The following is a 26999-nucleotide window of genomic DNA, read 5'->3' on the forward strand; positions in this document are numbered from 1 at the left end:
ACTCGATAAATTGTTCTGCTTCTTGGTTGGCAGTTTAGTTTGAGTTAATTCTTAGTTATCCTTAATGCTTAGTTTGGGTATAGTTTGCAGTCTGGCTTTTATTAGCGGTGCGGTTTTTGGTAAATTTTTAGCTGCTACTGGCATAAATTCTGATAATGCGCTAAAAAATCATCAAAAACCTTTGGTTTGGGGATTGGCAGCGATCGCTTTGTTGTTGACTATTTTAATTGCGATCGATAAGTTCAATCTTATTTCGTGGTTGCCCAAAATTTTCCCCCCAATATTTTTAATTTATCTAGCGGGTTATTTTAATGAAACTATCGTGGGAATGGGCTGTTTTTGTTTGGGATTGTTAGTTTGTTTGGAATTAGCAGGAGCGCGGTCGCGTCGTAAAATACACCAATTAATCGTGGCGATCGGCACAATTTCTCTAGCTTTAAGTATTTTAATATTTTTTCTACGTCCCGTAGCAGTTTTTGTTAACAGTTCGATAATTGTTAACAATATAGTTATGCAAACTACACCTTACACTTGCACTCCTTCTAGTATTGCAACCATAGCTCGCTACACCCAAAAGCACCCTGAAATAACCGAAAAAGATGTAGTCAAACTAACCAAAACCAATCGCTTTGGTACTACTACATTATTAGAAATTAAAGCTATGCAAAAGTTGGGCTTAAATCCTCAGTATCGACACAACTTGAGCTTACAAGATTTAGTCAAACTTAATAAATTCGCTCTACTTCATGTCAAAGAAAAAAATAAAAATAAAAAAGGCGTAAGATTTTCTCATGCCGTCGCATTTTTAGCTGTCGATCGCCAGAGACAACTATTAGCTATCGGCAATCCTTTGTATGGCTTACAGATTAAAACTTTTAAAGATATGCAAGAGTATTGGTTTGGCGAAGCTATTTTAGCAAATAGCGATTACGCTGCGCGTAGCCCACGGATCGCTAGGGAGTATTAATAATATCGATTTTATTTTGAGGTTGAGAATTAGGATTTTTGGCTTCGGGCATTTCTTGACAGGCAATCAGTGAAACCACCAACATAGATGCCGTAAATAGTCTGTTTAGTGTTTTTAAAGCATTATTAGACATAATCGTTCTTTCAAACTCGTATCTATATAGTGAAAGAAAATCACGTCTATTTGTTTCCGTATTATTACAGGTTTTCTACTGTCATATTACCTAAAATTTATCAATTTATTCTTAAGTTTTATCCAAACGTATTTTTTAAAAAGCGCAAAACTAAAAATGATTTTTTAAATTTTTGTATGTTTATGTAAAAAGATATGTATTAATTCTTGTTAATTACGATGATACATCGACAAAAAATAGAAGCTTTTGTTAATGAAAGCGATCGCCGAGGTAAGAGCCAGTATTGAAGAAATTTAAGTCGAAAACTTTATTGGCGCGAACGAGCAATTCTCCAGCTCAAAAAGATTACGGGAATGATTCCTACTACTACAATTGCCAAAGCTGGTGCTGCTGCTTCTGCCAATCGTTCATCCGAAGCATATTGATAGACTCTAATTGCCAAAGTATCAAAATTAAACGGACGAATGACTAAAGTAGCGGGGAGTTCTTTCATTACGTCAACAAAAACTAACATCACTGAAGTTAACAAACCACCCGTCATTAAAGGTGCATGAATTTTCTGTAAAGTTTTAGTCGCGCCGTAGCCCAAACTACGCGAAGCATCGTCTAAATTTGGTGAAATTTTATTTAGGCTTGATTCTACCGAACCAAAAGCTACCGCTAAAAAGCGAACTAAGTAAGCAAAAATCAAGGCAACGGCGGTTCCTGACAACAATAAACCCGTCGTAATACCAAAATTTGCCCGCATCCAGAGATCGAGAACATTGTCTAAGTGAGCTACGGGAATTAACACACCTACAGCAATTACCGCACCAGGGATAGCATAACCCATCGCCGCAATTCTAATTGCCGATCGCATCATCCAAGTAGGTTGTAATCTCTGTCCGTAAGCCATAACCAGAGAAACAATTACCGCGATCGCGGCAGTAACAACTGCCAAAATGAGGCTATGTTTGGCTAGCTGCCAAAAATCATCATCGAAAGCGGTAGACAGATTATTTAAGGTTAGCTGTAGTAAATACAGTGCGGGAATCAGAAATCCCAAAGCTATAGGCAGAAAACAAGCTAAAGCCGCGATCGCCCCACGCCAGAAATTTAGCTCGTATTTGGGTAATTGTTGTTGAGAATTAAAACTATAGTATTTTGCCTGCGATCGCGATTGACGTTCGATAACGATTAGCACCAAAATAAATAACATTAACAAAGCCGCCAACTGAGCGGCTGCGGCTCGTTCTCCCATACCCAACCAGGTACGATAGATTCCCGTAGTAAACGTAGTTACGCCAAAATACTCTACCGTACCCAAATCGTTGAGAGTTTCCATCAAAGCCAAAGCCAAACCCGCCACAATTGCAGGTCTGGCTAGAGGTAAAGCCACTTTGATAAAGCCGCGCCAGGGATTGCAACCAAGCGATCGAGTTGCTTCTAAAGTACAGACTGACTGTTCTAAAAATGCTACCCTTGTAAGTAAATAAACATAGGGATAAAGTACCAACAGCAGCATTATAGCCGCTCCCCAAAGGGAACGAATATCGGGGAACCAATAGTCTTTAACGCTCGACCAACCAAAAATAGACCGCAACTGGGTCTGTACGGGACCAAAATAATCCAGCATATTAGTGTAGGCATAAGCTAGCAGATATGCTGGTGCTGCCAGAGGCAATAATAGTCCCCACTCCAACCAGCGACTTCCCCAGAAACGACACATTGTTACTAGCCATGCCGTACCCACACCAATAATTAATACTCCCAGACCAACTAAAAGCATTAGCCAGAAAGAGTTAGTGACATAATTCCACAAAACCGTACTGGCTAAATGCTGCCAAATAGTCTGAGATCTGGTAAAAATACTGCTAAAGACAAAAATTATCGGCGTAGCAATGATTAGCGCAATTACTATTACGGCAATTGTCCAACCGTCAAACAACAGGCTAGCGGTAAATTTGGGTTGTGCTATTGGATTTTTCAAGGAATTTTCGGAATAGAGCTATGTTAAGCAAATTCAATAGTCTATTCTATCGGAAATTATGGTTTCACCGACCGCTAAAAATCCCAACATAAAATACTTACCCAGGCAAACCAGTAGCAATAATTATTGGTAACATTTGTCTGAAGTCTTATTGATGTGCTGTTAAGAGTTTGAGGGGGCATCAAACTAAAATTAACGATTCCAATAGTTATAAATACTGCGTGTGCCAATCGTACTCTCATGATTGTTAGTGATTTATGATTAGACTTACTAATAAACAAGACAATCTATGGATATAGCTATTTACGCTACTTACCTTTACCTCATGGGTTTCTATAAAGAGAGTGTAAAGCAGCTTGCTAAGTTTACCTGTGATATAGATCCAAACAGCTAATTTAGTTTGATATTTTGCAAATATTCGCTTAATTTAGGGATATTGCCGAATTGAAAATTGTTAGTATCTTTGTACAGATCGGTTACAAATTATTTACAATTCAGACATCGCCAACGAGGAAAAAATAAGGTATGAATTCGGAGATACCGCTAGGTTCGGTCATTCAAGGTTCTCTAACCAAAGGTTTAGAAGTCAGATTGCATCCAGATATTTCCGTAGAAGATATGCGCGTCGGTAAATTTTTGGTAGTGCAGGGGACGCGATCGCGTTTTTTTTGTTTGTTAACTGATGTAGCTTTAGGGGCGGCAAGCGATCGCATCATCGCCAATCCCCCACCAATCGAAGATACATTTATGCGCGATGTCCTAGCAGGAAGCGGCACCTATGGTACGGTCGAACTCGCACCAATGCTGATGTTTACTCCAACTGCAACAGCAAGCGATCGAGCGAGTTTACCGATAGATGCACCCAAAAACACCAATCTTGCTTCCTTTGAAGCACAGACCAGCACCGAACTAGAATTACTTCCCGTTAAAACTATTCCCGCCCACTTCAGCCAAGTTTATGAAGCCTCAGAAAGCGATTTTCGTAGCGTTTTTGGCTGGGAAGACGACCCATATCGCCGTAACTTTTCCATCGGAAGACCATTAGATATGGACGTTCCTGTCTGTATCGATCTAGATCGTTTTGTCGAACGCAGTAACGGAATTTTTGGTAAGTCTGGTACTGGTAAATCCTTCTTAACTCGCCTATTAATTTCGGGCATTATTCGCAAAAATGCTGCTGTCAACCTAATGTTTGATATGCACTCCGAATACGGTTGGGAAGCGATGAAAGAAGGCAAACAGGTGAGTACCGTCAAAGGATTGCGCCAGCTATTTCCAGGTCAGGTAGAAATGTATACCCTCGATCCCGAATCTACCAAACGCCGAGGAGTACGCGACGCACAGGAACTATATCTCAGCTACGACCAGATTGAAATCGAAGATCTAAAATTAGTCGCTAGAGAATTGGGTCTGTCCGAGGCAGCGTTAGACAATGCAGTAATTCTGCACAATGAATACGGTAAACACTGGATCGTGCAGTTGCTCAACATGACCAATGAAGATATTAAGGTCTTCTGCGAATCCAAACAGGGGCATCCTGGTTCTTTGATGTCTTTGCAGCGCAAGCTAATGCGGTTTGATAGTCTCAAATATATTCGCTCGGCTTGCCCTCATAACTATATAGAGCGGCTAATTCAAGATTTAGATGCAGGTAAAAACGTCATTATTGAATTTGGTTCGCAATCGAATTTACTCTCTTATATGTTGGCAACTAATATGATTACTCGCCGCATTCATGCCAGCTACGTAAAAAAAGCCGATCGCTTTTTGCAAACTAAAAATCCTTTAGACAAACCCCGTCAGTTAGTTATCACCATTGAAGAAGCACACCGCTTTTTAGATTCGGCGATCGTCCATCAAACTATCTTCGGCACCATCGCCAGAGAAATGCGGAAATATTTTGTGACTCTGTTAGTAGTCGATCAGCGTCCTTCGGGAATTGACAACGAAGTTATGTCCCAAGTCGGTACGCGCATTACTTGCTTGCTCAACGACGAAAAAGATATCGATGCGATCTTTACAGGAGTTTCTGGTGCTAACGGACTGCGATCGGTATTAGCAAAACTAGATTCCAAACAGCAAGCTTTAGTCCTCGGTCATGCCGTACCCATGCCCGTAGTAGTACGTACCCGCGCTTACGACAGTCAGTTCTACAGTGAAATTGGCGAACCAGACTGGGAAGAGATACCCAATGATGAAGTCTATGCAGCAGCCGAAATTGCCAAAGCTGATTTAGGATTTTAACGGCTACTGTAATTAAAATAATCTCGATACAAAAAAATAATTTCGCTATTTCCCCTGATAGTGCTAAAACAGATACTTGTAATTAAGTATAGGAGTTAGACCGTGAACGGTATTATCGAAACTATAGTTAATAGTTTAAAAGACCTTTTAGGTTTGGCAGTTAAAGCTATACCAGGCTTGCTTGGTGCTATTATAATTCTGTTTTTAACTAGATATGCAGTTCAACTAGTCCAAAACATAGTTGACAATGCAGGTAGTCGAGCTATACGCAGCTTATCTTTACGTCTGTTGCTGAAAAAAACTACCAGAGTAGCAATTTGGGTAATTGGTATCGTATTAGCTTGCGTAGTTGCTTTTCCCGATTTTGAGCTAGGAGACGTGATTGCAACTTTAGGTTTGGGTTCGGTGGCGATCGGTTTTGCCTTTCAAGATATTTTCAAAAACTTCCTGGCAGGAATCATTTTACTAATTGAAGAACCTTTTAGTATTGGTGACGAAATACACACGGGAGACTTTGAAGGAAAAGTAGAGAATATCAGTATTCGCACCACGCAAATTCGTACTTATCAAGGTCAAAAAGTTTTATTACCTAATTCAACTGTATTTACCGAAGCTTTAGAAGTGGTAACGGCTTATCCTTCTAGAAGAACCGATCTAGCTGTAGGAGTAGATTACAACACACCTCTTACCGAAGCTAGTAATATTTTAGAAAGCTTAATCGCTAGAGTTGAAGGAGTATTAGACAATCCCGCACCAGAAATCGATCTGGTCAACTTTAACGATAGTTCGATCGATTTTATCGTGCGCTATTGGACAAAACCACAACAAAAAGAGGTACGTCACGTACAGACTAGAGCGATCGTGGCAATTAAAAAAGCCTTTGATGATGCTGATATTAATATTCCCTATCCAATACGAACTCTTTATTATTACGACCAGGAAAAATACAACGATTATTTTCCCAATGAAAATCGCTCCTCAAATTCTTGAGTTTAGATAGTAGCTAGTTTTAGATGAGGCATTTGTATTTTCAGTTTTAAACTCTTTCCGCAGGAAAAGGAACCGAAGGAACGCTAATGAAAATAGAGGGGTCGGGTTTTTGCAACACCAAAAAATCTTGTCCTCCTGGAATATAATCGACAATTTGAAAAATCGAACCAAAAACTCGAATTACTTCGGCGCGAGTTTGGAAGACATCCCAACCAGAACCGCCAACCCGTGTTGAATAGGTAGCTTGAGAATCTTCCGAAGTAAGAGTAAAGTTACCCGTTTTTTCTAGTTGGTTAATTTCCGACTCATCTAACAATAGCGAAATATGATTTTTACCCAGTACCGAACAAATAAAGATACCACCAGGACGTAAAACACGTTTCATTTCATGTAGCCATGATTCTTGAAGATCTAAAGGAATATGAGTAAATACAGAAGAAGCTAAAATTACATCAAAATCATTATCATTAGCAAATGATAGCGGCGGAGTTAATTCATTGTCGTAGAATTCAGCATCGGGAATATTTTTTAAACACCATTGAATCATTTCTGGATTAACATCCGAACCTACCAGCCTTACTCCTTCAATACAGCGGAAATGTCTTAGCAGTCTGGCAGTACCGCAACCAAGTTCGTAAATAGAACCAATAGTTCTAGGATTAATTCCTAAATGATCGAGTATTTTGAATACTCGCAAAACCTCATAATATCCTGTTTGCCAATAGACATCAGCATTACTTTGTTTTTCTAATTCTCGCTCGTTCAAAGCCGCAGTTTTAGCAATTAAAGCTTTAGGAGGAACTACGCCAGGAGCGATCGCTCTAAAAACTCCGTCTAGTTGAGTTCGTGTATACTGCTCGAAACGCGATTGTTCGATTTGGCGTTTGAGACGATAAACTGACGATTCTGGTAATATAGCTTTAGCAGTTTTACGAGCAATTTTCAGCATACCAAAAACTTAGAACTTATTAATAATAAATCAAAATTATTTTACTTCTTTAGTCAACTATCCCTAAGAAACTTTTGCTACCAAAATACCAGCTTTTGTTTTTATCGTCGTTAAATTTTAGATTTTTTTTTATTTTAATATCGAGCTAATATATTGGGCTAATTCGGTCAGGCGACCGCTATCTTCGCAATATTCTTCGGCTTGCCGTTGTTTCATTCCTAAATCTTGCAAAAAGTCAGTCATGCAGTTATACATAGTAACTTCGGCTAAATATTGTTCTTCGCCACCGATGTTTTGATATAGTAGATATTCCTTAGCACGCAACCTCAGTTCGCGATAGGTATAATCTGCTAATAATCGACTCAGTTTGCTAAAATCCATGCTGCGCCAAACTAGTTACTCTTTAACTATAAGATTATTTTAAAAATCACAGCAGAACATTTTTTACTTTGTCGCTAAACTTTGTAAAATTTTTTCCATCACATAGTTGGTAAATATTTCACCTCGACGAGCCACCTTTTGCTCTTTGACAACTGAAAACCCCATGCGTTGAAAAAACGGTTTGGCAGTAATACTGGCTTCGACAAACAAACGGTTTATAGATAATTCAAGTGCCTTGGTTTCTATCTCTCGATAAATTTTACTGCCTACTCCACGACGCTGATAGTTTTTGTGAATGTAAAAACAGTCAACATGACCGTTGGGTTCTAATTCGCCAAAACCTGAAACTACACCGCCAATCTCGGCAACATAAGTAAATCGGCTCGAACAAACTTCTACCCAGTTTCTAAAGTAAAGATCGTCAGGTGCCCAAGCTCTGACTTGACTGCTAGAATAATCGCCAAGGTTGACTTCCCGTACTGTGTCATGAAACAACCACGCTATCTGTTCGACATCTTCGGCTTCAAATAACCTTATTTTGATTTCAATTGCAATTGTTTCCTCTTCAAGCTGAGTTTTTGCAATCTTACATACGAATAGACAGTACTAAAAGCTAATAGCCAAAAACTTTTTTAAGCAATTGCCTGTTAAGAACTATAATACCAAGCTCTGGTACCCAAGAATTGACAAGATTTACTAGCTATTTGTGCCGCACGATCTAGAGCAGTGGCAAAATCTTCTTGCAAGATATAGTGGCAAAAAGCACCGTGAAAAATATCTCCCGCACCCATAGTATCTACCGCCTCGATCGCAGGTACGGGTATATTAGCAATTTTGCCGCGATCGCAATACAAAATTTCTCCCTCACCTTGGGTAATAGCAATGCGAGAAATTCCCATTTCTTGCAAAAATTCAAACACATCCTGAGAGTTTTGGCATTGAGGAGGATAAAAATTAGCCGAACAGATAGCATAATCGACAAAGGGAAGCACGCGATCGAAATTGGATTTCCAGCTACCACCATCGATTACTACAGGAATCTGCCTGCTTTTTGCTACTTCGGCAAGAACCCAGCTTACTTCCATTTGATGTCCATCGATTAAAATGATATCTATGTCAGATAATATTGCTTCTGGTATTTGAGATTTATTGCTTTGAGATTTAATAGCATTAATAGAAATAACCGCACGTTCACCCGTAGCTGTTGTCGCGATAATTGACGAAACTGGAGGACTGTCAGTTTTTTCGGGCAACATATCCACTATTTCAACTGAATATTCTTTGAGATCGGCTCTAATCAATTGAGTTATGGGATGTTGTCCCAAAACAGTTAACAACCTTCCCTGGTTGCCAAAATAACTAAAGGCAACTGCGGCATTAGTAGCAGGACCTCCTGCGGTTGTTAGATATTTTTGCGCTACTACTTTTTGATTTGCCTGGGGATAATGCTCGATCGCATAAACAAAATCTAGAGTAGTCAAACCGACAAATAATCCTCGATATTTCATAATTAGTCATCTATAGCAGTTTGCGATCGACTAAAACCTGTAAATTGTTTTGGATACTAATCACTTAATTTTATTGCCACTAAAACGTTATTATCTCAATGCTTCGTACTCTTGATAAGACCTTATAGAAAATTGATATTTTTCATTGGTTTGAGAATCACTATAAACTGGAAGCAATATTAAAATTTTAGTTTGTTCGTAAGGAGGGAAATATTGCAGCAACTATTTAAACAAAAGGAGTGGTTTAGTAATATCAAGCCAGATTTATTAGCAGGTGTAGTAGTTGCTTTGGCATTAATTCCAGAAGCGATCGCTTTTTCTTTGATTGCAGGTGTAGATCCTAAAGTAGGTCTATACGCATCTTTTATTATTGCTATGATTACGGCAATTTTTGGCGGTCGTCCTGGGATGATTTCGGCAGCGACCGCCGCTACTGCTCTGTTAATGACCAGTCTAATTGCTAACTACGACAACGGTTTGCAGTATTTATTTGCAGCGACAATTTTAGCGGGAATTTTACAGATACTATTCGGAATCATTAAAATTGCCAATCAGCTTAGATACGTATCCCGTGCCGTGATGATTGGGTTTGTCAATGCCTTGGCTATTTTAATTTTTACCGCACAGCTACCAGAATTAACTGGTGAAGAAGCTACATGGATCGTATATGCAATGGTAGTAGGTGCTTTAGCAATTATCTATCTCTTGCCCCGTTTGACTACTGCCGTTCCTTCTCCTTTAGTAGCGATTGTAGTTATTACCATTATTTCTCTAGCATTCGGAACCAATGTTCCTACTGTAGGTGACAAAGGCGAGTTACCTGCTACTTTTCCTAATTTTGGCATTCCCCAGGTTCCTTTTAATTGGGAAACACTAAATATTATTTTTCCTTATGCGATCGCTATTTCTTTGGTCGGTCTATTAGAGTCTTTCCTTACGGCTAATGTTGTAGATGAACTCACCGATACTCCTAGCAATAAAAATCGCGAAGCAATGGGTCAGGGTATTGCTAATTTTGTCACGGGTTTCTTTGGCGGTATGGCTGGTTGTGCCATGATCGGACAGTCGGTAATTAATATTAAATCTGGAGGTCGTACGAGGCTTTCTACTTTTAGCGCGGGAGTCTTTTTAATATTTTTTATGTTGGTGCTTGGTACCTGGGTAGAAAGAATACCTATGGCGGCATTGGTAGCAGTAATGATTATGGTTTCTATCGGCACCTTTAACTGGTCTTCTCTAAGAAATATTCGTAAGATACCTCGTAGCGAAACTGCCGTTATGGTAACCACCGTAGTAATTACGGTTATTACTCATAATTTAGCAATTGGCGTATTGAGTGGTGTAGCTTTAAATGCGCTGCTTTTCTCTCGCAAGATCGCTCAGTTGGTATTTGTCGATAGCACTCTCAGCCCAGATGGCGACAAGCGTATTTACAATGTTGGAGGTCAGATTTTCTTTGTCTCTGTCAATGAGTTTTTGTCTGCCTTTGACTGTAAAGAAGATGTGGAACTAGTCAAAATCGATCTAACTCACGCTCATCTATGGGATCAATCGGCGATCGCCGCTCTCGATAAAATAGTAATCAACTTTCGTCGTCATGGGATAGATGTAGAGCTAGTCGGTTTAAATGAGGCTAGTGCTACTCTAGTCGATAAGTTGGCGGTACACGATAAACCCGAAGCACTAGAAGATTTAGCTAGTCATTAAGCAGCGAAACAAGTAGGAAGTTATTAATGAAAAAAGTTCTTTTATGTACCGATGGTTCTCAATTTGCTCAGGTCAGCTATGAATATGTAGCTTGGCTAGCTACACATATGCAAATAGAAATTGAGGTACTCTACGTTACCGATTCGCGTAAACAGCAAGCCATGCAAAATCCCGATTTTAGCGGTAGCATCGGTATCGATTCTTATCAGCATCTTCTCTCACAATTGGTTGAAGTAGAAGCAGAAAGAGCCAAAATCAACCACAAACGCGCCAAAATTATTTTAGAAGCAGCAGAACAATTTTTTGGCGATCGCAACATAGCTCCCGTCAAGTTAACTCACGAAACGGGGTTTTTAGTCGATCTGTTTCACAAGTTTGAAGCCGATGCCGATTTGGTCGTACTGGGCAAACGCGGCGAAACTGCCGATTTTGCTAGCGAACATTTAGGTGCGAATATGGAAAGAATCGTGCGATCGAGTCATCGACCATGTTTGGTTACTCCTAGAGAATTTCAACCTATAAATCGAGTTTTGCTGGCTTACGATGGCGGTAAAAGTTGTCAAAAAGCTGTTCGATATTTAGCCGAACTAACCCCATTTAATAATTTGGAATTACACATCGTTACCGTAGCAACTCATGACGATGAAAAAGCCCAACAATATTTAACTTCAGCAGCAACAGCAGTTCAAAATAATTTTCAGCCCTTATGCGAATTATTGCACGGCGATCCCGAACCAGAAATAGAGAAATACATTGCCGCCAACCAAATCGATTTCTTAATTATGGGCGCATATGGTCACAATCGCATCCGTCATTTAATTATTGGTAGCACAACGGCTCAAATGTTACGCCATTCGCATATCCCTATCCTTATGTTCAGGTAAAATTTTTAAAGGCAGAGAGCAGGTTGGCTGAATCAAATTGTTATTTGGGAAAAAATTTCGCGATCGCTTGAAACAAATGAAGTGATAAAAATCAACTAGATCTAAATGGTTGCAATTAAGCGATCGCGTTACTGGTATATTTAAAAATTGCATTAGTTGAAAATTTTTAGTAGCGATCGCTAACTGTGCTGGGATTGATAACTATCTGAGATAGAACAAGACTGCTATATACTAACTACTCAATAGATAAGCAAAATTCTAATGAGTAAAGATTTATTTGCCCGTGCTGCTTTAGACCAAATTCCCAAAATCTTAACCCTTTTAGATCGTAATGTTCACAGTCCTACTTATGGTTGTTTCGATCGCACCTTTTGGCAGTATAAGGTAATAGATTTTCCTGCGGGAATGTCTCAAGAGTTTGTCTATCCTCTAGCTTTGGCTTATCATACCGAGCTTGAGGGCAATATTTTTTACCAACAGCCCATAATAAGAGAGTGGGTAGAAGCAGGAATAGTTTACGCCGCTAAAAGTAGTCATGCCGATGGTTCCTGTGACGATTATTTTCCCTTTGAACGTGCCGCAGGTGCGGCAGCTTTTTCTTTACTTGCCTGTATTGAAAGCTATAAACTGATGGGTTTAAATAATCCAGAAATTTTGCGTTTCTTTAGTAAGCGTGCCGACTGGCTGGCGCACCATCAAGAAAGCGGAAGGTTAAGTAATCATCAGGCACTAATCGTTTTATGTCTGGAATTATTATCTCAGTTGCTAAAAAGCGATCGCTGGAACGAGAGCAAACAACAAAGATTGGCACAGGTGCTATCCTGGCAAAATCCCGAAGGCTGGTTCCAAGAGTATGAAGGTTGCGATCCTGGCTACCATACTCTGACTATTTCCTGTTTGGCAAGGGTATACGAACTGAACCCTGGCAACCGCTTAAAAGATGCGATCGCCAAAGCGGTAATTCTCACCGCTCAGTTTGTCCATCCCGATGGTTCTTATGGGGGAGAATACACCAGTCGCAATACCTATAACTTTTTTCCTCATGGTTTTGAACTAGTCGGTAAATGGTTCCCCGAAGCTTTAAACATCAACGATCGCTTTTTACAGGGACTGGCTAAAGGACTCGGTGCTTGCTACAGTGACGATCGCATTATCGGTCATCACACCTGGAACTATTTGCTTGCTTGGCGCGATTTTATAACCGTTCGTCCCGATCTAAAACCGCGTCCCCAAGGACGTTTCTATCTACCAGAGGCAGGTTTGTTAATCGATCGCCGTTTTGATACCGAACTATATCTAGCCCTTAATAAAGGCGGCACGTTTAAGCTATTCCGCAACGATAAGTTAGTCGCTTCTGATACTCAGTTTTCCCTACAGGTAAAAGACGGTAACAAAATTAAAAACGCTGTCGGGCATTTAGTAGGCAACTATCAAACTACAATAACCGAAGCTGAAATCGCGATCGCGGGTTCTTTGGGTTGGGCAAAACAAAAACAAATGAATCCGTTTAATCTGATTATTTTACGGTTAGTCATGTTGTCTTTAGGGCGTTTCTTCCCCAATTTAATCCGCAAAATTCTGCAAAAAGTTTTGATTACGGGTAAAAAATCAGCCCCTTTTCGCTTTTCTCGTCGTTTGCTCTGGCAAGATGAAACCTGGCAAATTATAGACGAATTATCGGCAGAAACTTGGGACAACGTTATTGCTGCCGATATTGGTTGCGATCGCACTTCAATTTATGTAGTAATGAGTCGCACGTTTCAACCAGGACAGCTACAGCCTGCTTGGGATTTGAGCGATCGCCTCAAACAATTACAGCTAGGAGAAATTTTGAAATTAGTGAGAAAATTATAAATATTGCTTTTTGGGTAGCCTCTAAGGAAAAACGTCTATAGCTAGACTTTATGCTGTTATTTTAATTTTAGGCGATCGCATAGTATCTGAATACCTTTTTATATCTTGCTTTTGACTTTTAACTTTTGATTTTTGATTTGACATTAAGTATTCAGTGACTTTTGAGAACTAGTATTACTAACTGACTTTATGGTTGTCTGGCTTAGTCACCGTAGCATCATCCCAGAAGTCATCATCTGTAGGCTGACAATCAGAATCGGCTTTAGCTAAATCTTCTATTTCCTTAGCGGTCATTCTTTTAACTCTTTCCCAATCAGTCAAATCCTCAAATTGTTTTAATTCATCCATAGATACTCTGGTAATATTGTCTTTGCTCACGTTTGGTTGCCTTCCTAGCACTAATAATTCGATAAGGCGATCTCGTTTAGGCAATAGCTTTAATGTTTGGCGATAAAGAGAAAAATACAGCAGGGGAGAGGCTAAAAAATTCAGATAATTTTTGAATATGGCGTACGGTCAACTGTCGTTTTCCGTTTAAAATATCCGAGACAATAGATTCGGTTTTAAAAATAGGCAGGAGATCTTTTTGACGTAGCTGCCTCTCTTCGAGCAAAACTTTTAATAATTCTACGCCATAAATATCTGGGATTGGTGCTTGTGCTTGCTCGTATTCAAAAACTAATGCGCCTAAGACATTAAGATAGTCTGATTCTTCTGAACTTAACTCATTACGGTCGAGCAAACGATCTATTGTCGCTTGAGTTGCTTCTAATTCGTCGTCATTATTAATAGTACGAGGTGGAAATTGTTTGAGTAGTTGAATGTATTTATCAGTCATATAAATTAACAAAAAAATTTATTAAATTGAGTTACTAGCTAGAAAACTCGCGATTTTGGCTACGTTTTAGAGAATTAAGCTAACAAAAAAGATTGTTGGCTACTGATACCAATTATCTTTTTTCCAATTTTCCCGATCGTACTCGGCATGAGTTAAGACATTGCGAATAAACACTTTACTTTGCTTAAAATCAATATAGGTAATTAAGCGAAAATTGTTACCTCCAATATCAAACACGACGAAGTTTTTTACTTTGTCAGCACTAGGAAAAGTTTGACAAACATCGCTAAAACTTCGCCATCGATGTTGTGTGGTTAGCTTGTACCAATATCGTAAACTTGCCTCCGCAGTAGGATGATTGCGCCAGAATTGCTTAAGACGAGTTTGTGAGATGACGTGCATCGAGTTTCCTTTTAAGTTATCGTTCGCGATTCTTCATCTTCTAAAGCGGTAGTATCAGTTAATCTTCAACTTAGCAATATGCGAAGTTGGATGTCAAGATTGTTAATTCATAAGGGGAATTTGGCGAACGCCGAGCGATAATATAGGACGAGAGAAATAACTGAAGTGCGACCGCTCAAAATTTTAAATTTAAAAATTCGGCAAGCTATTATTTTTCAAGTAGTCTCTAATTAAAAAAGCGATCGCCATCGATAACTTCTTCGTAAGTAAAAGGACACTGTACGGGAAAAGTGTCCATTGCCAAACCCGTTTCTCTAGAAGCCAATTTTCTAGCATCTGCATAAAACTCTGCAAACACTTCTTCAAAGTAGCGTTTGAGGCTAGGGCTGTGTTTAAAAGCTCGTTTGATTCTGATCTTGTGTTCGGTAATGGTGAAAGCCCAACTATTAAAACGTTTATCTGGCTGATATTTCCACTTCAGCAGGTGCATTAATAAAATAGTCAGATTACTTTCTAAGGCATTCTTTTCACTTTTCCCCATACCTTCAATTTCTTCAAGCAAATTTTCCCAATCGATATTATTAACATCGCGCCCTCTTATTTTTGTGGCTGTCTGTTCGATCCACAAACAAAAATCGCGATCGTATAAAGATTGGTTAGCTGTTTTGGGTAATTGAGAAGTCATAAAATATCAAGTCTTGCAATCGCCTGACTGCTAAGTATTTTAACAAAATGCGTTTATTAAAGGTGCGCTCGCTTTTTTGTGGCTAGATAATTTATTTTGGAACTTATTTGATTTCTAATTATTTAGCTTACGATCGCTTTATCTTAACTAAACAGATAAACACCGAATTTATAATCGCTTCATTCTAAATTTAGGTGTCCTCACGAATTTACGAGCATTTTTGCCTAAATTATATTGTTATTGACTACTGTTGAATGGCAATAGCTATAGTTATTTATTTTGCTTGTTTAATCAAAAAATTATTTGAAACCATAACAACCATAAAAGCAATATTTAATTTTATTTCAAGTCTATACAAAATTAATATGAATATTAATATGAATAATAAAGAATTTCATAAGCTTTTAAAACCACAAAAAGCCAATTCTGGCTTTACTCTTACTGAACTATTGGTCGGTTTAATCATGGGTTCAATAGTAATTGGTGCTATGGGTTTTGGTTTAATGCAAGTATTGAGTATGACTAAAAGCGAAACTTCTAAATCTGCCGTTCGTAATGAAACCGCTCGTGCGATGGAGTTTATTTCCGATGAACTAAGACGTGCCCAAAGTATAGAAGTAAATACAGATATTACTTATCTGACAACTGCTGACAATCCTTCAACTGCTAATGTTGATGAGTCTATAGCACCAGATTATAATCTTCCTACTGGTGGCGAGGCAGTTTTAGCACTTCAGATACCAGAAGTTGCCCAAAGAGTAATTTATTCTGTAGCTCCACCACAAGGATATCAAAAATGGCGCGGTCCCCTAGTTATTTATCGCTGGGGTCCACAACTAAATGATGATGGTAGTTACGTTACAGATGCCTCATCTGCGGGTAGAGTAGATAATCCAAGCGGTTGGAGTAACCTGGCATTAATTGACGGTGTAGATGACATCGACCAATCTATAGACTGTGATGGAAATGGAACAAATGAAACGACCTACCAAGGTTTTTATGCTTGTGTTCTAGATGATGACGGAGATGGCATTACAGAAAATGCAACTGATACCAATGGTGATGGCGTAATCGATAACAACGACAGAGAAACAGCAGATACTAATGGCGATGGCGTGATAGTAACGGATTTTAATAGCGATGGCGTAATCGATAATGGTGATAGAGCAGATGTTGATGGAATTGCTATTACAGCACAGCTTTACTTCACGGGAGGAATTGAAACAGTAAGTGGAGTAGCTAACAGTAACTACACGGCAAGTACCAGAACGGTAGCTAGAGCCAGAACTGCTCCAGATGACAACTCTTATAATTTTACGAATTACATCTGGAGTTTCCAGGATTTGGGTGGAGCTTTCAGTTGTAAGAATGACGGTAGTGAATGGGTGATGAGAACTGACTTTGGTAGCAATTCTAACGATCCAAACGATACAACACCTTGGATTCGCGATCCCGATCGACAGCCTCAACCTATCACTGTAGATTCATCCAAGCCTCTCACTATTACCTCTAGTCCTATTGGGCAAACCAACTGTAATAGCAGAGGGAATGATTATTTAATCGATCCTAGTACTGGAGTAGACGCTGACCCTCAAACTGCTACAAGTGCTACTGGTAAAAATGCAGATGATTCTTGGCAAACTCTCAGTCAATATGATGTTAAAGTATCTCATACTATAGATTTTAAAGATCCTAGAACGTTTAATGGCGATCTTTATGGAGATAGTTATGATCAGACGGAGGTAAAGACTGACGATCCTACCGTTCAATTTCTGAAAAAGGGTAGTTTGATACCAAATTATGGTGGATTTGATGCTGATGGTGATGGAGTAATAACAGTTAGCGATGCTTCTAACGACCAACCTTCTTTAGGTCGATTTTTATATGGAAAAGGTTATGCACAATTTGTTCCCACTACTGCTAGTGATGGTACTACTATTACCAATCCAGATCATCCTGAAGCACAGTTTAAAATAATCGACTCTTCCGATCCTAGTACTAGTGGTTATCCTCCAGATGCCAAATTTCTTGGAGACGATCAACGTATTATTGCTTTTGAAGTAGGTCAAACTGATACACAATTGGCTAACGGTAGCGATAATCCAGGATTCGATCTACAAGACAATATTTTTGTTGTTACTTCTGATGTTTTTGAAAAAAAATTCAATTCTTGTGCTTTCTCAGGAAATTGTGCTTCGGAATCTGACCTTTACTCTGAATAGTCGCTATGATACTAGTACTCAATAATTTACTAATAAGAGCATATTATAGTGAATATTTTTCGACTAGGCTGGATGCCTAAACATCAAGTTTTTCAGACACTCTCTAAACTAGAAAATAGCTCGATTCTAATTTCTTAGTTTTCTGTCTGACAATTGTTAGCCGATACCGAACCAGTTTTGCCACCAGTGTAATCACCAGTTCTACTAATACCTAAACCAAGAGAAATTACAAAGCATTTTTGGCTATCGGTTCCGTCAGAGGACAAAACTATAGTTCCCATTTTGGTAGTATTACCTTTACCTGAAAAGTTTATGTTTGGCGGAGTACCAGATAGATTAGTTCTAATGTCTATATTGTCGTCAATTACTCGATTAGCCAACAGACAATTAGGTGCATTGCCAGACAAAATTTTGGTAGTAGGATTAATGTTTATGCGACATATTTTTCCTTGTCGCATAGCTTGTCTTTGTGTTTCTTTAATTGCTCCTTCTACTTTATCTAAAGCTGCACTAACGCGATAACGATTTAATAACCCAAGCAAATTAGGAGCAGCGATCGCAGCTATAACACCAACGATTATAAGAGTGATTAATAATTCGGCAAGAGTAAAGCCTCGATTTCGAGCTTTTTGAAAACAAAACATAGAAAAATATTGACACTATACTTAAATATTTTTGAACCCCAAGCAAATGCTATCTATTGGCAGTTAGCCTCAGCTAAAGCGCCTGTAGGATCGCCAGAGTAATCACCCGTTCGGATCAAACCCAAACCAGCATTCATAACCAAACATTTTTGACTATCAGTACCGTCAGGCATTGACACTACCAAAATTGCAGAATTGTTAGTATTGCCTTTACCAGAAAAAGTAATTGCATTTAAGTTTGAGTTAAAATTGATTGAGTTTTTTAAACTACGAGTACTCAATAAGCAACCACCCGAAATAGCATTATCATTGTCTGTGGTGTCAATTGTAATATTGCAAGATCTGCCACTACGCATCGCCTGTCGTTGTGCTTCTCTAATTGCTCCTTCAATATCACCTATAGCAGTATTAATTCGGTTACGATTTAGCAATCCTAGCAAATTGGGAGCAGCGATCGCTGCAATTACACCAACTACAATGATAGTAATCAGCATTTCCATAAGAGTAAAACCGCTGTTTTTTTTATGAACAAGCGAGAGCAACATCAGGTATGACCTCTACGTATGTGTCTGCAATTGGATTATCGCCAGTAAGATCTGTAGAACCTATAGAATCAACAAAGTTGGTTCCATCCCACTCCCATACTTGATATCTTATTTTTAAAGTTCTATGTGGAAAAACGCTGCCGCTATTACTGACATGAAAACGTCTCAAACCTAATTCTTTTCCCGTACCATCTGATCTTATTGTTTTAGTTACTTTGGTTGTTGCATTATCTGCAAAAAATTTTCCTAAACCATCTGGTTCTGTACTATTATCAAGTGTTTGTAAGATATTCCATAAACCATCAGCATATCCACCTGCATAGTTAGCAGGTGTGCAGTTACCAGTAAGACCGTTGCTACTTCCTAGCTGATTGATTCTTTCTATATCTTCTTGAATTAATTGATTTGCTCTTTGTTTTTCTTGTGCCTGAACTTTCATTGCCATCGCATAAACTAAACTTTGCATGGATACGGCAACAAAAGCTAAAGCAATTAACAGAGAAATAATAACTTCTAAGGTAGTAAAACCGCGATCGCGATCTAATTTTTTGGACTTACACTTTATCAAATATTGCAGCATTTTATTCTACTTCCTCTCTTTGCCAGTTGGTCGGACTACCTGTAAGGGGTCTAGGCGATATCTCATCACTGGTAGAATACAAATTGTATGAACTTTGAAATCCATCTGTAGTGCTGGTTTCATCAGTTTGAATGTTAACAACTGTTCCTCCACTATTATTAAAAGTGTTTATCCACATAGCCCCATTAATATTGACAGTGCCACCACCAGTAATATTTACTGTCGCACTTGGTGCATGGATAAAAGCTTCTATATTGACAGTCCCGCCTCCAGTGGCGATATTAATATTTCTTGTACTACTATCGTCAATAAAAATTTCCAGATTGTTAGAGGATATAAGATTGGAAGTAGTGCTGTAATTTCCGATGTTGACACTATTTCCAGCAGTTGAATTAGTAATGTCTAAATTTCCTTTAACATAAACTGTAACTTTAGAAGTACCGTCAGCTGCAAAATCGGCATCTGTAATGTTGAGATCGTTATCTGCTACATAAAAAAATCTGTCATCATTTTGATTATCTGCCGAACTAGTAGGTAAAAGCGTATCAGTAGTAATAGATAAGCTTGCAAGAGTATTTTTATTGCTGGCAGAAATAGCACCTTCATTGATGATTGGTGGTAAATCGCGAGGATCGTATATGGCATTTTCACCATCTATACCAGCTATAAAAGGACAGCCACCCCCAGAATCAGAAAGCACCACATTATCATCTGGATCTACCTCAAGTTCTCCAGCATTTCCAAAGTTGTTGCTGGCGAGCGCTCCATTTCCTATCCATAACGCAGGAGCAAGATTTTCTAAGTCATTAACACGCAGAGGAATTTCAACCTCTATCTGAGCTTCGCTACCATCCAAGCTTCTCCCTTGGACTGTTAAAAGCCCTCTAGCATCGCTTTCATTATCTCCATCTGTATCGTTATCGGCATCGTCGCTTACATCAAAAACACCATTATCGTTTGTGTCATCAAGAACACCATCGCCATCTGCATCACCAACATTACCATCAATATCGTATTCATATTGAATAATTCTATATTGACCGATAGAAGCATCTACCGTACCGTCAGTATTAAAATCCTCGGTTATTTCCCACCATTTATTAATGTTATAAACAGCAGCAGCAGTTCCTCCATCTGCCCAACCATTTGGAGTAGTAGTAATATCATTGCAGGTTTCAGCCAAGACATCAGCAGTATTCCACTGGTTTAAATTGTAAACTGTCAAGATTCGATTATTGTTTAACAGTTCTCTATAGCGAGCAATTCCTATTTCAGCGATCGCAAAAGCATCGGCAGAACTATTTTGAGAAATAGCCGTTAAATTTTCTTCATTAGATCTAACAATATTAGCTACACCCAATAAAATCATTATCAAGCCAATAGCAATAACGACAGGCAGGACAAAACCTTCATCCCTTGCTCGACGAATTAATAATGTTTTTAATAACAATTTCATGTAAAAACTAAAGATAGAGACAAATAGGCACTATTTGATAGTTTGGCTTAAAAAATTTCTATCTAGTGCGATCGCGATCGTTGACAAAGTCAAAAAAATCTATCAAGTTGAATAGAAAGAAAAATTGTATTTAGTAGCGCGATCGCGAATTACCTTATTAGTTTTCTTAGTTGCGATCGCTTTATTATTTAATTAAGTAAACGTTGAAAGAAATTTATGAAAGCAGAGTTGACAGCGATCGTAGAAGCAGCAACCGAAGGCGGATACTGGTCTATTTGCCCAGAAATTCCCGGTGCTAATGGTCAAGGCGAAACTATCGAGAAAGCCAAAGAAAGTTTAAAGAATGCTATTCAACTCATTTTTGAAGATTGCTTAATAGATATCCGAAGGAGACTACCAAAAGATGCAGTTGAAATTAAAGTTATCGAAAGCGATTAAGAGACTCTTCTAGTGTAACAATTTCGATCTCGCGAAATGGGTTTAATACCAATAAATCGACATCGCCTGTAACGATAAACTCAGCATCGCCATTAACTGCTAACTCTAAAAATTTATCATCCTTAGTATCTCCACAAGCTTTAATCTCTTCTTTAATATCAATGGGTTGGCACTCATTAGCTAACTTGAATAAGAATATATTGCGTTCTTCTATAGTTAGATAGCGGTCGAATTTGCGACGAGCCAAAACTCTTTGTAATTCTGAGAACGTAACTTCCGAATACAAAAGTATTTCTTGCTCGAAGGCTAGATTTACAGCTTGAAACGGTACTGAGGTTTTTATTAATAATGCACTAACAAAAACATTATTATCAATTACTATTCTCTTCTTCATCAGCTAGAATACTGGCTAATATTTTTGGAGTTAAGCCCCTGGCTTCGGCTCTCGTGCCAATCTCAGCCATTACTTCAACTAAATTTTTGCTTACAAAAGAATTACGGAAAAATATTGCGATTAAAGACCTTATTTTTTGCTTTTCCGCTTCACTAGCTCGTTCAAAAGCTTCTTGTATATCCGAATCGACCTCAATGGTAATTTTGTTCATCTTAGATAACTCCTGGTAAGCTCATACGTATTATTTACTATAGTAAGAGTTGTTAGTAACGATTTATATACTTTTAGAGAACCAAAGTTTTTAAGCTGTAAATTCTTTCGCGCTTCTTCTATAGCATAGGGACTGGTAACGCATTGCCCATATTTCTAAATAACAACAATCAGTTTCGCAACTTTACTTGTAGGTGCTGCTGCACTGAAAATAATATTGGCATCGAGAAAAATTTTCACTACAAATCGAATTCTTCAAGCTCGTCTTCATTCTGCTCGGCAAATTCTTTCAAGCGATCGCTGCTGTAAATTTCTACGGAAAATGGTAATGCTTCTGAGGTTGAGATTGTCGATTATCATTAACGAACATTGAGCAATGAAATATTACAGGAGGCATTTCATGAGTGATGAACTATTGCATAATCCAATGGCAGGAGAAATTCTCAAAGAAGAATTTCTTGAAGAAATCGGTATGAGTCAAAATGCTTTGGCAAAGGCAATTGGTGTCCCCTTTAATTGTATTCATGCGATCGTTAAAGGTACTCACCGTATTACTGCTGATACCGATCTAAGATTATGTCGCTTCTTTAATTTATCAGAGGGGTATTTTTTAAGATTACAAAATGCCTATGAAACAATGGAAGCCAAGCGAAAATTAGGAGAGCAATTAACAGTGATCGAGCCTTATATGCCAGAAGCTGTACTGCAATAGTTTAGTATTAGCTGTAGTTGATATTCGTAGAGAAGTGCTAAAAAAGATGCAAAGGCGATCGCGCTACTGAACTGTTTTAATTACTGGTAAATGACTCAACAGAACGGTAAAGGTAACAGTGGAACCCAAACCTTCACCCATACTGTAAAAAGAAATGTTGCCTCCCATTGCCTCAACTAGCTTTTGGGAAATTGCCAAACCCAAACCCGTACCGCCATAAGATTTGGTGCGAGAATTATCTACCTGAAAAAAGTTTTCAAATAGCTTATCCTGCTTTTCTAAGGAAACTCCGATACCCGAATCGGCGACGCTAATTTTCACCGTACCTGGAAATTCATTACCCTGAAACTCAACTTTTTTGTTGTTAACTTCTGCGGCGATCGCAATTCCCCCTTCATGAGTAAACTTAATCGCGTTACCAATTAGGTTGAGCATGACCTGTAAAATACGTTGGTAATTGCCGTAAATCATTACAGGTGTAAGAGTAGAAGGATATTTGATTTGAAACTGAAGTTTTTTTTGTTCGGCTTGGGTACGGACTAACTTATCCACATCGTGGAGTAACTCGTCTAATTCTACTTCCCCTAATTCCAGTTCCATCTTGCCAGATTCAATTTTGGCAATATCGAGAATATCGTTAATCAGATTTAGTAGATGGATTGAAGATTTATATGCTTCTTCGATAAATTCTTGTTGTTCTTCGGGGTTGTCTGCCATCCCCTCCATAAGCAACTTGAGAAAGCCAATAATGCCGTTGAGAGGCGTACGCAATTCGTGAGAAGTATTGGCTAAAAAATCACTTTTGAGTCGGTTGGCTTCTTCAGCTTGGATGCTGGCTTGTTCTACTTCCTGATAGAGTTTTGCCAGATAAATTGCCCCTCCTGCGTGTTCGGCAACCTCCTTAATCAACTCCATTTCTGCCATCGTCCAGACACGATAGCGATCGCACTGCTGTAAATATATTAAAACGTTGTGTTCGCTGGTACAGGAAGTAGATATTATTACAACCGACTTTTCTGCTAGCGGGTTGGAAACGATGTAATCTAAAGCAATGGCATAAGAAGCACTGAAAGCTTGTTTGAGAGCAGGACGTTCTTGCCAATCGATCTCCGTACCTAAAATTGAAGCAATTTCTGCCTGATGGTATTCAGCCTTTACTATCAACTTAGTTTTATAAATGTCTGGAACTAAAATCGCACAACGGCTTAAAGCCAAAGTTTGACCCAAACTATCAACTGTTTGTTGCCAGATATTTTCCAAATCGAGGCTGCGACGAATTTTACTGACGATACGATCTAATAATTTTTGAAAGCTATAAATAGGTACTTTAGAATCGGTATGGGAAAATGAAAATACCTCTTGCTCTTCTAGCAAATGTCCCATAACCATGACGGCATTGACTTCACCCTGGGGCGGTAAAATCGGACTAATGACCAGTTCAAAAGAAAATGAATGTACGCCAAACTCAAACAGACAGTAACACTGTTCGGGAAGCCGCCGTCTAACAATGCGCCGAATTTTTCGCATGTAAGCTTCGCGGTCTACAGGAGTAAAAACTGCCGCTTTAGAAGAGTGTGCGGAATCGCAATTCAAACCATACCTTTCAGCTTTTGCCCACCAAAAAGATAGATAGTTTCCAGAAAGATCCTGAGTAAATACCAATTCTGCGCCCAAATTTTGCCAATTAGCACTAGCATTTGGTGCAGCGGCACTCTTAGATAATTCTGGATTAAATCTAGGCAACATTAGCAGCTTAAATAGGTTTAAATTGAGATCTAAAAACAAGCGCGCATTCGGTATTAACTACTATAACTTCATAAACGATAGGGTAACAGTACTATATTTCAACTCGCACAGCTTAAAAAGCTAATAGTATTTACTCGATAATTGACTAAAAGTTTCAATAAGCTAAAAAAATCATATTGACTTAAATAGCAAATATCAAAAATAAACACAAAATTAGCGCAGTTTTCATCGAGTATGACACGATTTCGCTCGAATTTTGACTTTTATTTTATGGCGATCGAGCTATGGCTAATAGCTTATTTTAGACCGATACAGTTTGTCTATGACTTCAATCATTCCATTCACCCCGTGGAGGTAGAGGAGGATTGCGTTGCCAAGTACGAGTAAGATCTGTATTGGGGTCGCGTTCTCCTCTCAACCAATGCTTGAGCGCAGCTTCAATTGCACGGCTGGGATCGTTAGTTAAATGTTGAATCTGTTCTAAAATTTCTGAATCTAACTGAATTGATATTTCTACTTTTTCAGCAGAACGCTCTTGTTGCAAGGCATCTTTATCCATATAAGTTTCTTATTGCTCCTTTTTAATTTTACCTGTTTCGTCATTAGTGAAAACAAATTTTCTGACTGTGTGGGAGATCGATGAAGATCGACCTTACAATAGTTTAAACAGGACTAAACTTAAAATTTTTTAATCTAACTACTATTTATGACTGACGTTCCCGTCTCTCGTATTCGTAACTTCTCAATTATCGCTCATATCGACCACGGCAAATCAACTCTAGCCGATCGCATGTTACAGTTTACCGAAACTGTCGCTCAAAGAGAAATGAAAGAACAATTTCTCGACAATATGGATTTGGAACGAGAGCGAGGAATTACGATCAAGCTGCAAGCAGCCAGAATGAACTATAAAGCTAAAGACGGGCAAGTATATGTAGTTAATCTGATCGATACTCCAGGTCACGTCGATTTTTCTTATGAAGTCTCCCGTTCTTTAGCAGCTTGTGAAGGAGCATTATTAGTAGTAGACGCTTCTCAGGGAGTAGAAGCGCAAACTTTGGCTAATGTGTATTTGGCGTTAGACAACGATTTAGAAATTATTCCCGTCCTCAACAAAATCGATCTTCCTGGTGCCGAACCCGAACGAGTCGCTAGCGAAATTGAAGATGTAGTGGGTTTAGACTGTAGCGACATTATTAAAGCCTCAGCCAAAATGGGGGTGGGGATAGACGAAATTTTAGAGGCAATTGTTAATTTTGTTCCACCGCCACAAGATACTATAGACCAACCTTTAAGAGCCTTGATTTTTGACAGCTATTACGACCCCTACCGAGGAGTTATCGTTTATTTTCGGGTTATGGATGGCAAAGTCAAAAAAGGTGATAACGTTCGGCTGATGGCATCGGGTAAAGAATACGAAATTGATGAACTTGGCGTACTTTCTCCCAACCAAATTCAGGTAGATGAACTTCATGCAGGAGAGGTGGGTTATTTTGCAGCGGCAATTAAAGCAGTAGAAGATGCTCGCGTTGGCGATACGATAACTTTAGTGGAAACTCCCGCTAACAAACCTTTACCAGGGTACACCGAAGCCAAACCAATGGTTTTCTGTGGTTTATTTCCTACCGATGCCGACCAGTATGAAGATTTGCGAGAGGCTTTAGATCGGCTCAAGCTCAACGATGCAGCACTATCTTACGAACCCGAAACCTCGACAGCAATGGGTTTTGGCTTTCGCTGCGGCTTTTTGGGCTTGCTGCACATGGAAATCGTGCAGGAAAGACTGGAACGAGAATACGATCTAGACCTCATTACCACCGCACCTTCGGTAATCTATCGCGTTACTACAGTTGAAGGAGAAGTGTTAGAAATTGATAACCCTTCTTTGCTGCCCGATCCGCAAAAACGCGAAAAGATCGAAGAACCTTACATTAAAGTCGAGATGATTACTCCTGAAAATTTTGTTGGCACTTTGATGGACTTGTGTCAAACTCGACGGGGTATCTTTAAAGATATGAAGTACTTCGCCCAAAATCGTACCTGTTTGATTTACGAACTGCCTCTAGCTGAAGTTGTCACTGACTTTTTCGACCAGTTAAAGTCTCGTTCTCGCGGTTATGCCAGCATGGAATATCAGTTATTGGGCTATCGCGCCGATAATTTGGTTAAATTAGACATTTTGGTTAATAAAGAGCCTGTAGACGCTCTTTCTACCATCGTTCATCGCGATAAGGCTTACTATGTCGGTCGGGCTTTAACCGAAAAACTCAAAGAATTAATTCCCCGCCATCAGTTTAAAGTACCAATCCAGGCGAGTATTGGCTCAAAGGTAATCGCTAGCGAACACATTCCTCCATTGCGTAAAGATGTACTCGCCAAGTGTTATGGCGGTGATATATCTCGTAAGAAAAAATTACTGCAAAAGCAAGCTAAAGGTAAAAAACGCCTCAAAGCGATCGGTTCTGTAGATGTTCCCCAAGAGGCATTTATGGCAGTGCTGCGCTTGAGCGGACAGTAAGAAAAAGCAGGGGAAGCAGAGGG

General features: G+C 39.0%; 28 protein-coding genes. 10 read left to right on the top strand and 18 right to left on the bottom strand.

Translation table 11 applies throughout. From position 1 onward, the window contains the following. Positions 1-64 precede the first annotated feature (64 nt). Positions 65-967 (top strand): peptidase C39 bacteriocin processing, encoded by a 903-nt coding sequence (locus tag KV40_RS21180; protein WP_052055806.1) that lies wholly within the window; start codon positions 65-67, stop codon positions 965-967. Here KV40_RS21180 and KV40_RS35105 read toward each other — a convergent pair. Next, a complete protein-coding gene (locus KV40_RS35105; RefSeq protein WP_156114109.1) occupies positions 954-1100 on the bottom strand; it encodes a hypothetical protein in 147 nt (48 codons plus the stop codon). The genes KV40_RS21180 and KV40_RS35105 overlap by 14 nt on opposite strands. A 307-nt stretch (positions 1101-1407) precedes the next feature. Continuing rightward, a complete protein-coding gene (locus KV40_RS21185; protein ID WP_052055807.1) occupies positions 1408-3069 on the bottom strand; it encodes an iron ABC transporter permease in 1662 nt (553 codons plus the stop codon). A 525-nt stretch (positions 3070-3594) separates the two neighbouring features. Between KV40_RS21185 and KV40_RS21190 the strand changes: the two genes are divergently transcribed. Then, positions 3595-5313 carry an ATP-binding protein gene (locus tag KV40_RS21190; RefSeq protein ID WP_036485760.1) on the top strand — a complete coding sequence of 573 codons (1719 nt, stop codon included), beginning with the start codon at positions 3595-3597 and terminating at the stop codon, positions 5311-5313. A 102-nt stretch (positions 5314-5415) separates the two neighbouring features. Then, positions 5416-6303 carry a mechanosensitive ion channel family protein gene (locus KV40_RS21195; protein WP_036485762.1) on the top strand — a complete coding sequence of 296 codons (888 nt, stop codon included), beginning with the start codon at positions 5416-5418 and terminating at the stop codon, positions 6301-6303. A gap of 46 nt (positions 6304-6349) precedes the next feature. Here the strand turns inward: KV40_RS21195 and KV40_RS32380 are convergent, their stop codons facing one another. The 4 genes from KV40_RS32380 to KV40_RS21215 form a co-directional block, all read right to left on the bottom strand. Continuing rightward, positions 6350-7252, bottom strand: coding sequence for a class I SAM-dependent methyltransferase (locus tag KV40_RS32380; RefSeq protein WP_052055808.1), 903 nt, complete (start codon positions 7250-7252; stop codon positions 6350-6352). Positions 7253-7381: 129 nt separating this feature from the next. Continuing rightward, positions 7382-7633, bottom strand: a complete 252-nt coding sequence (locus KV40_RS21205) for a hypothetical protein (protein ID WP_036485764.1) — start codon at positions 7631-7633, stop codon at positions 7382-7384. A gap of 63 nt (positions 7634-7696) precedes the next feature. Next, positions 7697-8176, bottom strand: coding sequence for a GNAT family N-acetyltransferase (locus KV40_RS21210; RefSeq protein ID WP_036485766.1), 480 nt, complete (start codon positions 8174-8176; stop codon positions 7697-7699). Positions 8177-8280: 104 nt separating this feature from the next. After that, on the bottom strand, positions 8281-9141 hold the full coding sequence (locus tag KV40_RS21215) for a sugar kinase (protein WP_036485768.1): 861 nt from the start codon (positions 9139-9141) through the stop codon (positions 8281-8283). Between the two features lie 213 nt (positions 9142-9354). On the opposite strand from KV40_RS21215, the gene KV40_RS21220 reads away from it, so the two are divergent. From KV40_RS21220 to KV40_RS21230, 3 genes are all read left to right on the top strand, one after another. Beyond that, positions 9355-10848 (top strand): SulP family inorganic anion transporter, encoded by a 1494-nt coding sequence (locus KV40_RS21220; RefSeq protein WP_036485770.1) that lies wholly within the window; start codon positions 9355-9357, stop codon positions 10846-10848. Positions 10849-10874: 26 nt separating this feature from the next. After that, complete coding sequence (locus tag KV40_RS21225) at positions 10875-11732, top strand: universal stress protein (protein WP_036485772.1); 858 nt, start codon at positions 10875-10877, stop codon at positions 11730-11732. Between the two features lie 261 nt (positions 11733-11993). Then, a complete protein-coding gene (locus KV40_RS21230; protein WP_036485774.1) occupies positions 11994-13586 on the top strand; it encodes a hypothetical protein in 1593 nt (530 codons plus the stop codon). Between the two features lie 177 nt (positions 13587-13763). On the opposite strand, the gene KV40_RS21235 is transcribed toward KV40_RS21230, so the two are convergent. From KV40_RS21235 to KV40_RS21250, 4 genes are all read right to left on the bottom strand, one after another. After that, on the bottom strand, positions 13764-13964 hold the full coding sequence (locus tag KV40_RS21235) for a hypothetical protein (RefSeq protein ID WP_072013868.1): 201 nt from the start codon (positions 13962-13964) through the stop codon (positions 13764-13766). Between the two features lie 46 nt (positions 13965-14010). Then, a complete protein-coding gene (locus tag KV40_RS21240; RefSeq protein WP_036485776.1) occupies positions 14011-14424 on the bottom strand; it encodes a type II toxin-antitoxin system HigA family antitoxin in 414 nt (137 codons plus the stop codon). A 99-nt stretch (positions 14425-14523) separates the two neighbouring features. Further along, on the bottom strand, positions 14524-14826 hold the full coding sequence (locus KV40_RS21245) for a type II toxin-antitoxin system HigB family toxin (protein ID WP_036485777.1): 303 nt from the start codon (positions 14824-14826) through the stop codon (positions 14524-14526). A 226-nt stretch (positions 14827-15052) separates the two neighbouring features. After that, positions 15053-15511, bottom strand: a complete 459-nt coding sequence (locus KV40_RS21250) for a DUF29 domain-containing protein (RefSeq protein WP_036485778.1) — start codon at positions 15509-15511, stop codon at positions 15053-15055. A gap of 377 nt (positions 15512-15888) precedes the next feature. Here KV40_RS21250 and KV40_RS21255 point away from each other — a divergent pair, with 377 nt between their 5' ends. Then, positions 15889-17733, top strand: a complete 1845-nt coding sequence (locus tag KV40_RS21255) for a PilW family protein (protein WP_172657316.1) — start codon at positions 15889-15891, stop codon at positions 17731-17733. Between the two features lie 134 nt (positions 17734-17867). Here the strand turns inward: KV40_RS21255 and KV40_RS21260 are convergent, their stop codons facing one another. From KV40_RS21260 to KV40_RS21275, 4 genes are read right to left on the bottom strand one after another with little or no spacing between them, the layout of a single operon-like run. Next, positions 17868-18377 (bottom strand): Tfp pilus assembly protein FimT/FimU, encoded by a 510-nt coding sequence (locus tag KV40_RS21260; RefSeq protein WP_052055809.1) that lies wholly within the window; start codon positions 18375-18377, stop codon positions 17868-17870. Between the two features lie 53 nt (positions 18378-18430). Further along, positions 18431-18922, bottom strand: a complete 492-nt coding sequence (locus KV40_RS21265) for a prepilin-type N-terminal cleavage/methylation domain-containing protein (protein WP_072013865.1) — start codon at positions 18920-18922, stop codon at positions 18431-18433. After that, on the bottom strand, positions 18900-19502 hold the full coding sequence (locus KV40_RS21270; protein ID WP_036485780.1) for a hypothetical protein: 603 nt from the start codon (positions 19500-19502) through the stop codon (positions 18900-18902). Before KV40_RS21270 ends, KV40_RS21265 begins: the two co-directional genes overlap by 23 nt. A gap of 1 nt (position 19503) precedes the next feature. After that, positions 19504-20958 carry a hypothetical protein gene (locus KV40_RS21275; RefSeq protein WP_036485781.1) on the bottom strand — a complete coding sequence of 485 codons (1455 nt, stop codon included), beginning with the start codon at positions 20956-20958 and terminating at the stop codon, positions 19504-19506. Between the two features lie 216 nt (positions 20959-21174). On the opposite strand from KV40_RS21275, the gene KV40_RS21280 reads away from it, so the two are divergent. Then, positions 21175-21396 (top strand): type II toxin-antitoxin system HicB family antitoxin, encoded by a 222-nt coding sequence (locus KV40_RS21280; RefSeq protein WP_036485782.1) that lies wholly within the window; start codon positions 21175-21177, stop codon positions 21394-21396. Here KV40_RS21280 and KV40_RS21285 read toward each other — a convergent pair. Together KV40_RS21285 and KV40_RS21290 are read right to left on the bottom strand one after the other, a co-directional pair. Beyond that, the gene (locus KV40_RS21285; protein ID WP_036485784.1) at positions 21380-21790 is read right to left on the bottom strand and encodes a putative toxin-antitoxin system toxin component, PIN family; all 411 of its coding nucleotides are present in this window, start codon (positions 21788-21790) and stop codon (positions 21380-21382) included. The two genes, KV40_RS21280 and KV40_RS21285, sit on opposite strands and share 17 nt — an antisense overlap. Continuing rightward, positions 21768-22001, bottom strand: a complete 234-nt coding sequence (locus tag KV40_RS21290; protein WP_036485786.1) for a hypothetical protein — start codon at positions 21999-22001, stop codon at positions 21768-21770. Before KV40_RS21290 ends, KV40_RS21285 begins: the two co-directional genes overlap by 23 nt. A gap of 399 nt (positions 22002-22400) precedes the next feature. Here KV40_RS21290 and KV40_RS21295 point away from each other — a divergent pair, with 399 nt between their 5' ends. Then, entirely contained in the window at positions 22401-22712 is a 312-nt protein-coding gene (locus KV40_RS21295; protein ID WP_036485788.1) for a HigA family addiction module antitoxin, read from the top strand. A 63-nt stretch (positions 22713-22775) separates the two neighbouring features. On the opposite strand, the gene KV40_RS21300 is transcribed toward KV40_RS21295, so the two are convergent. After that, on the bottom strand, positions 22776-24458 hold the full coding sequence (locus tag KV40_RS21300) for a cell wall metabolism sensor histidine kinase WalK (RefSeq protein WP_036486034.1): 1683 nt from the start codon (positions 24456-24458) through the stop codon (positions 22776-22778). Positions 24459-24786: 328 nt separating this feature from the next. Next, the gene (locus tag KV40_RS21305; protein WP_036485789.1) at positions 24787-25017 is read right to left on the bottom strand and encodes a hypothetical protein; all 231 of its coding nucleotides are present in this window, start codon (positions 25015-25017) and stop codon (positions 24787-24789) included. 147 nt (positions 25018-25164) lie between these two features. Between KV40_RS21305 and lepA the strand changes: the two genes are divergently transcribed. Then, on the top strand, positions 25165-26976 hold the full coding sequence (gene lepA / locus KV40_RS21310; RefSeq protein ID WP_036485790.1) for a translation elongation factor 4: 1812 nt from the start codon (positions 25165-25167) through the stop codon (positions 26974-26976). Positions 26977-26999 lie beyond the last annotated feature (23 nt).

It is taken from the genome of Myxosarcina sp. GI1 (assembly GCF_000756305.1).
GTDB lineage: Bacteria > Cyanobacteriota > Cyanobacteriia > Cyanobacteriales > Xenococcaceae > Myxosarcina.

Coding starts and splice junctions, on each gene's coding strand:
- KV40_RS21180 (WP_052055806.1), top strand. CDS start 65: ATGCTTAGTTTGGGTATAGTTTGCAGTCTGGCTTTTATTAGCGGTGCG.
- KV40_RS35105 (WP_156114109.1), bottom strand. CDS start 1,100: ATGTCTAATAATGCTTTAAAAACACTAAACAGACTATTTACGGCATCT.
- KV40_RS21190 (WP_036485760.1), top strand. CDS start 3,595: ATGAATTCGGAGATACCGCTAGGTTCGGTCATTCAAGGTTCTCTAACC.
- KV40_RS32380 (WP_052055808.1), bottom strand. CDS start 7,252: ATGCTGAAAATTGCTCGTAAAACTGCTAAAGCTATATTACCAGAATCG.
- KV40_RS21205 (WP_036485764.1), bottom strand. CDS start 7,633: ATGGATTTTAGCAAACTGAGTCGATTATTAGCAGATTATACCTATCGC.
- KV40_RS21215 (WP_036485768.1), bottom strand. CDS start 9,141: ATGAAATATCGAGGATTATTTGTCGGTTTGACTACTCTAGATTTTGTT.
- KV40_RS21225 (WP_036485772.1), top strand. CDS start 10,875: ATGAAAAAAGTTCTTTTATGTACCGATGGTTCTCAATTTGCTCAGGTC.
- KV40_RS21230 (WP_036485774.1), top strand. CDS start 11,994: ATGAGTAAAGATTTATTTGCCCGTGCTGCTTTAGACCAAATTCCCAAA.
- KV40_RS21240 (WP_036485776.1), bottom strand. CDS start 14,424: ATGACTGATAAATACATTCAACTACTCAAACAATTTCCACCTCGTACT.
- KV40_RS21245 (WP_036485777.1), bottom strand. CDS start 14,826: ATGCACGTCATCTCACAAACTCGTCTTAAGCAATTCTGGCGCAATCAT.
- KV40_RS21250 (WP_036485778.1), bottom strand. CDS start 15,511: ATGACTTCTCAATTACCCAAAACAGCTAACCAATCTTTATACGATCGC.
- KV40_RS21255 (WP_172657316.1), top strand. CDS start 15,889: ATGAATAATAAAGAATTTCATAAGCTTTTAAAACCACAAAAAGCCAAT.
- KV40_RS21260 (WP_052055809.1), bottom strand. CDS start 18,377: ATGTTTTGTTTTCAAAAAGCTCGAAATCGAGGCTTTACTCTTGCCGAA.
- KV40_RS21265 (WP_072013865.1), bottom strand. CDS start 18,922: ATGTTGCTCTCGCTTGTTCATAAAAAAAACAGCGGTTTTACTCTTATG.
- KV40_RS21270 (WP_036485780.1), bottom strand. CDS start 19,502: ATGCTGCAATATTTGATAAAGTGTAAGTCCAAAAAATTAGATCGCGAT.
- KV40_RS21275 (WP_036485781.1), bottom strand. CDS start 20,958: ATGAAATTGTTATTAAAAACATTATTAATTCGTCGAGCAAGGGATGAA.
- KV40_RS21280 (WP_036485782.1), top strand. CDS start 21,175: ATGAAAGCAGAGTTGACAGCGATCGTAGAAGCAGCAACCGAAGGCGGA.
- KV40_RS21285 (WP_036485784.1), bottom strand. CDS start 21,790: ATGAAGAAGAGAATAGTAATTGATAATAATGTTTTTGTTAGTGCATTA.
- KV40_RS21290 (WP_036485786.1), bottom strand. CDS start 22,001: ATGAACAAAATTACCATTGAGGTCGATTCGGATATACAAGAAGCTTTT.
- KV40_RS21295 (WP_036485788.1), top strand. CDS start 22,401: ATGAGTGATGAACTATTGCATAATCCAATGGCAGGAGAAATTCTCAAA.
- KV40_RS21300 (WP_036486034.1), bottom strand. CDS start 24,458: ATGTTGCCTAGATTTAATCCAGAATTATCTAAGAGTGCCGCTGCACCA.
- KV40_RS21305 (WP_036485789.1), bottom strand. CDS start 25,017: ATGGATAAAGATGCCTTGCAACAAGAGCGTTCTGCTGAAAAAGTAGAA.
- lepA (WP_036485790.1), top strand. CDS start 25,165: ATGACTGACGTTCCCGTCTCTCGTATTCGTAACTTCTCAATTATCGCT.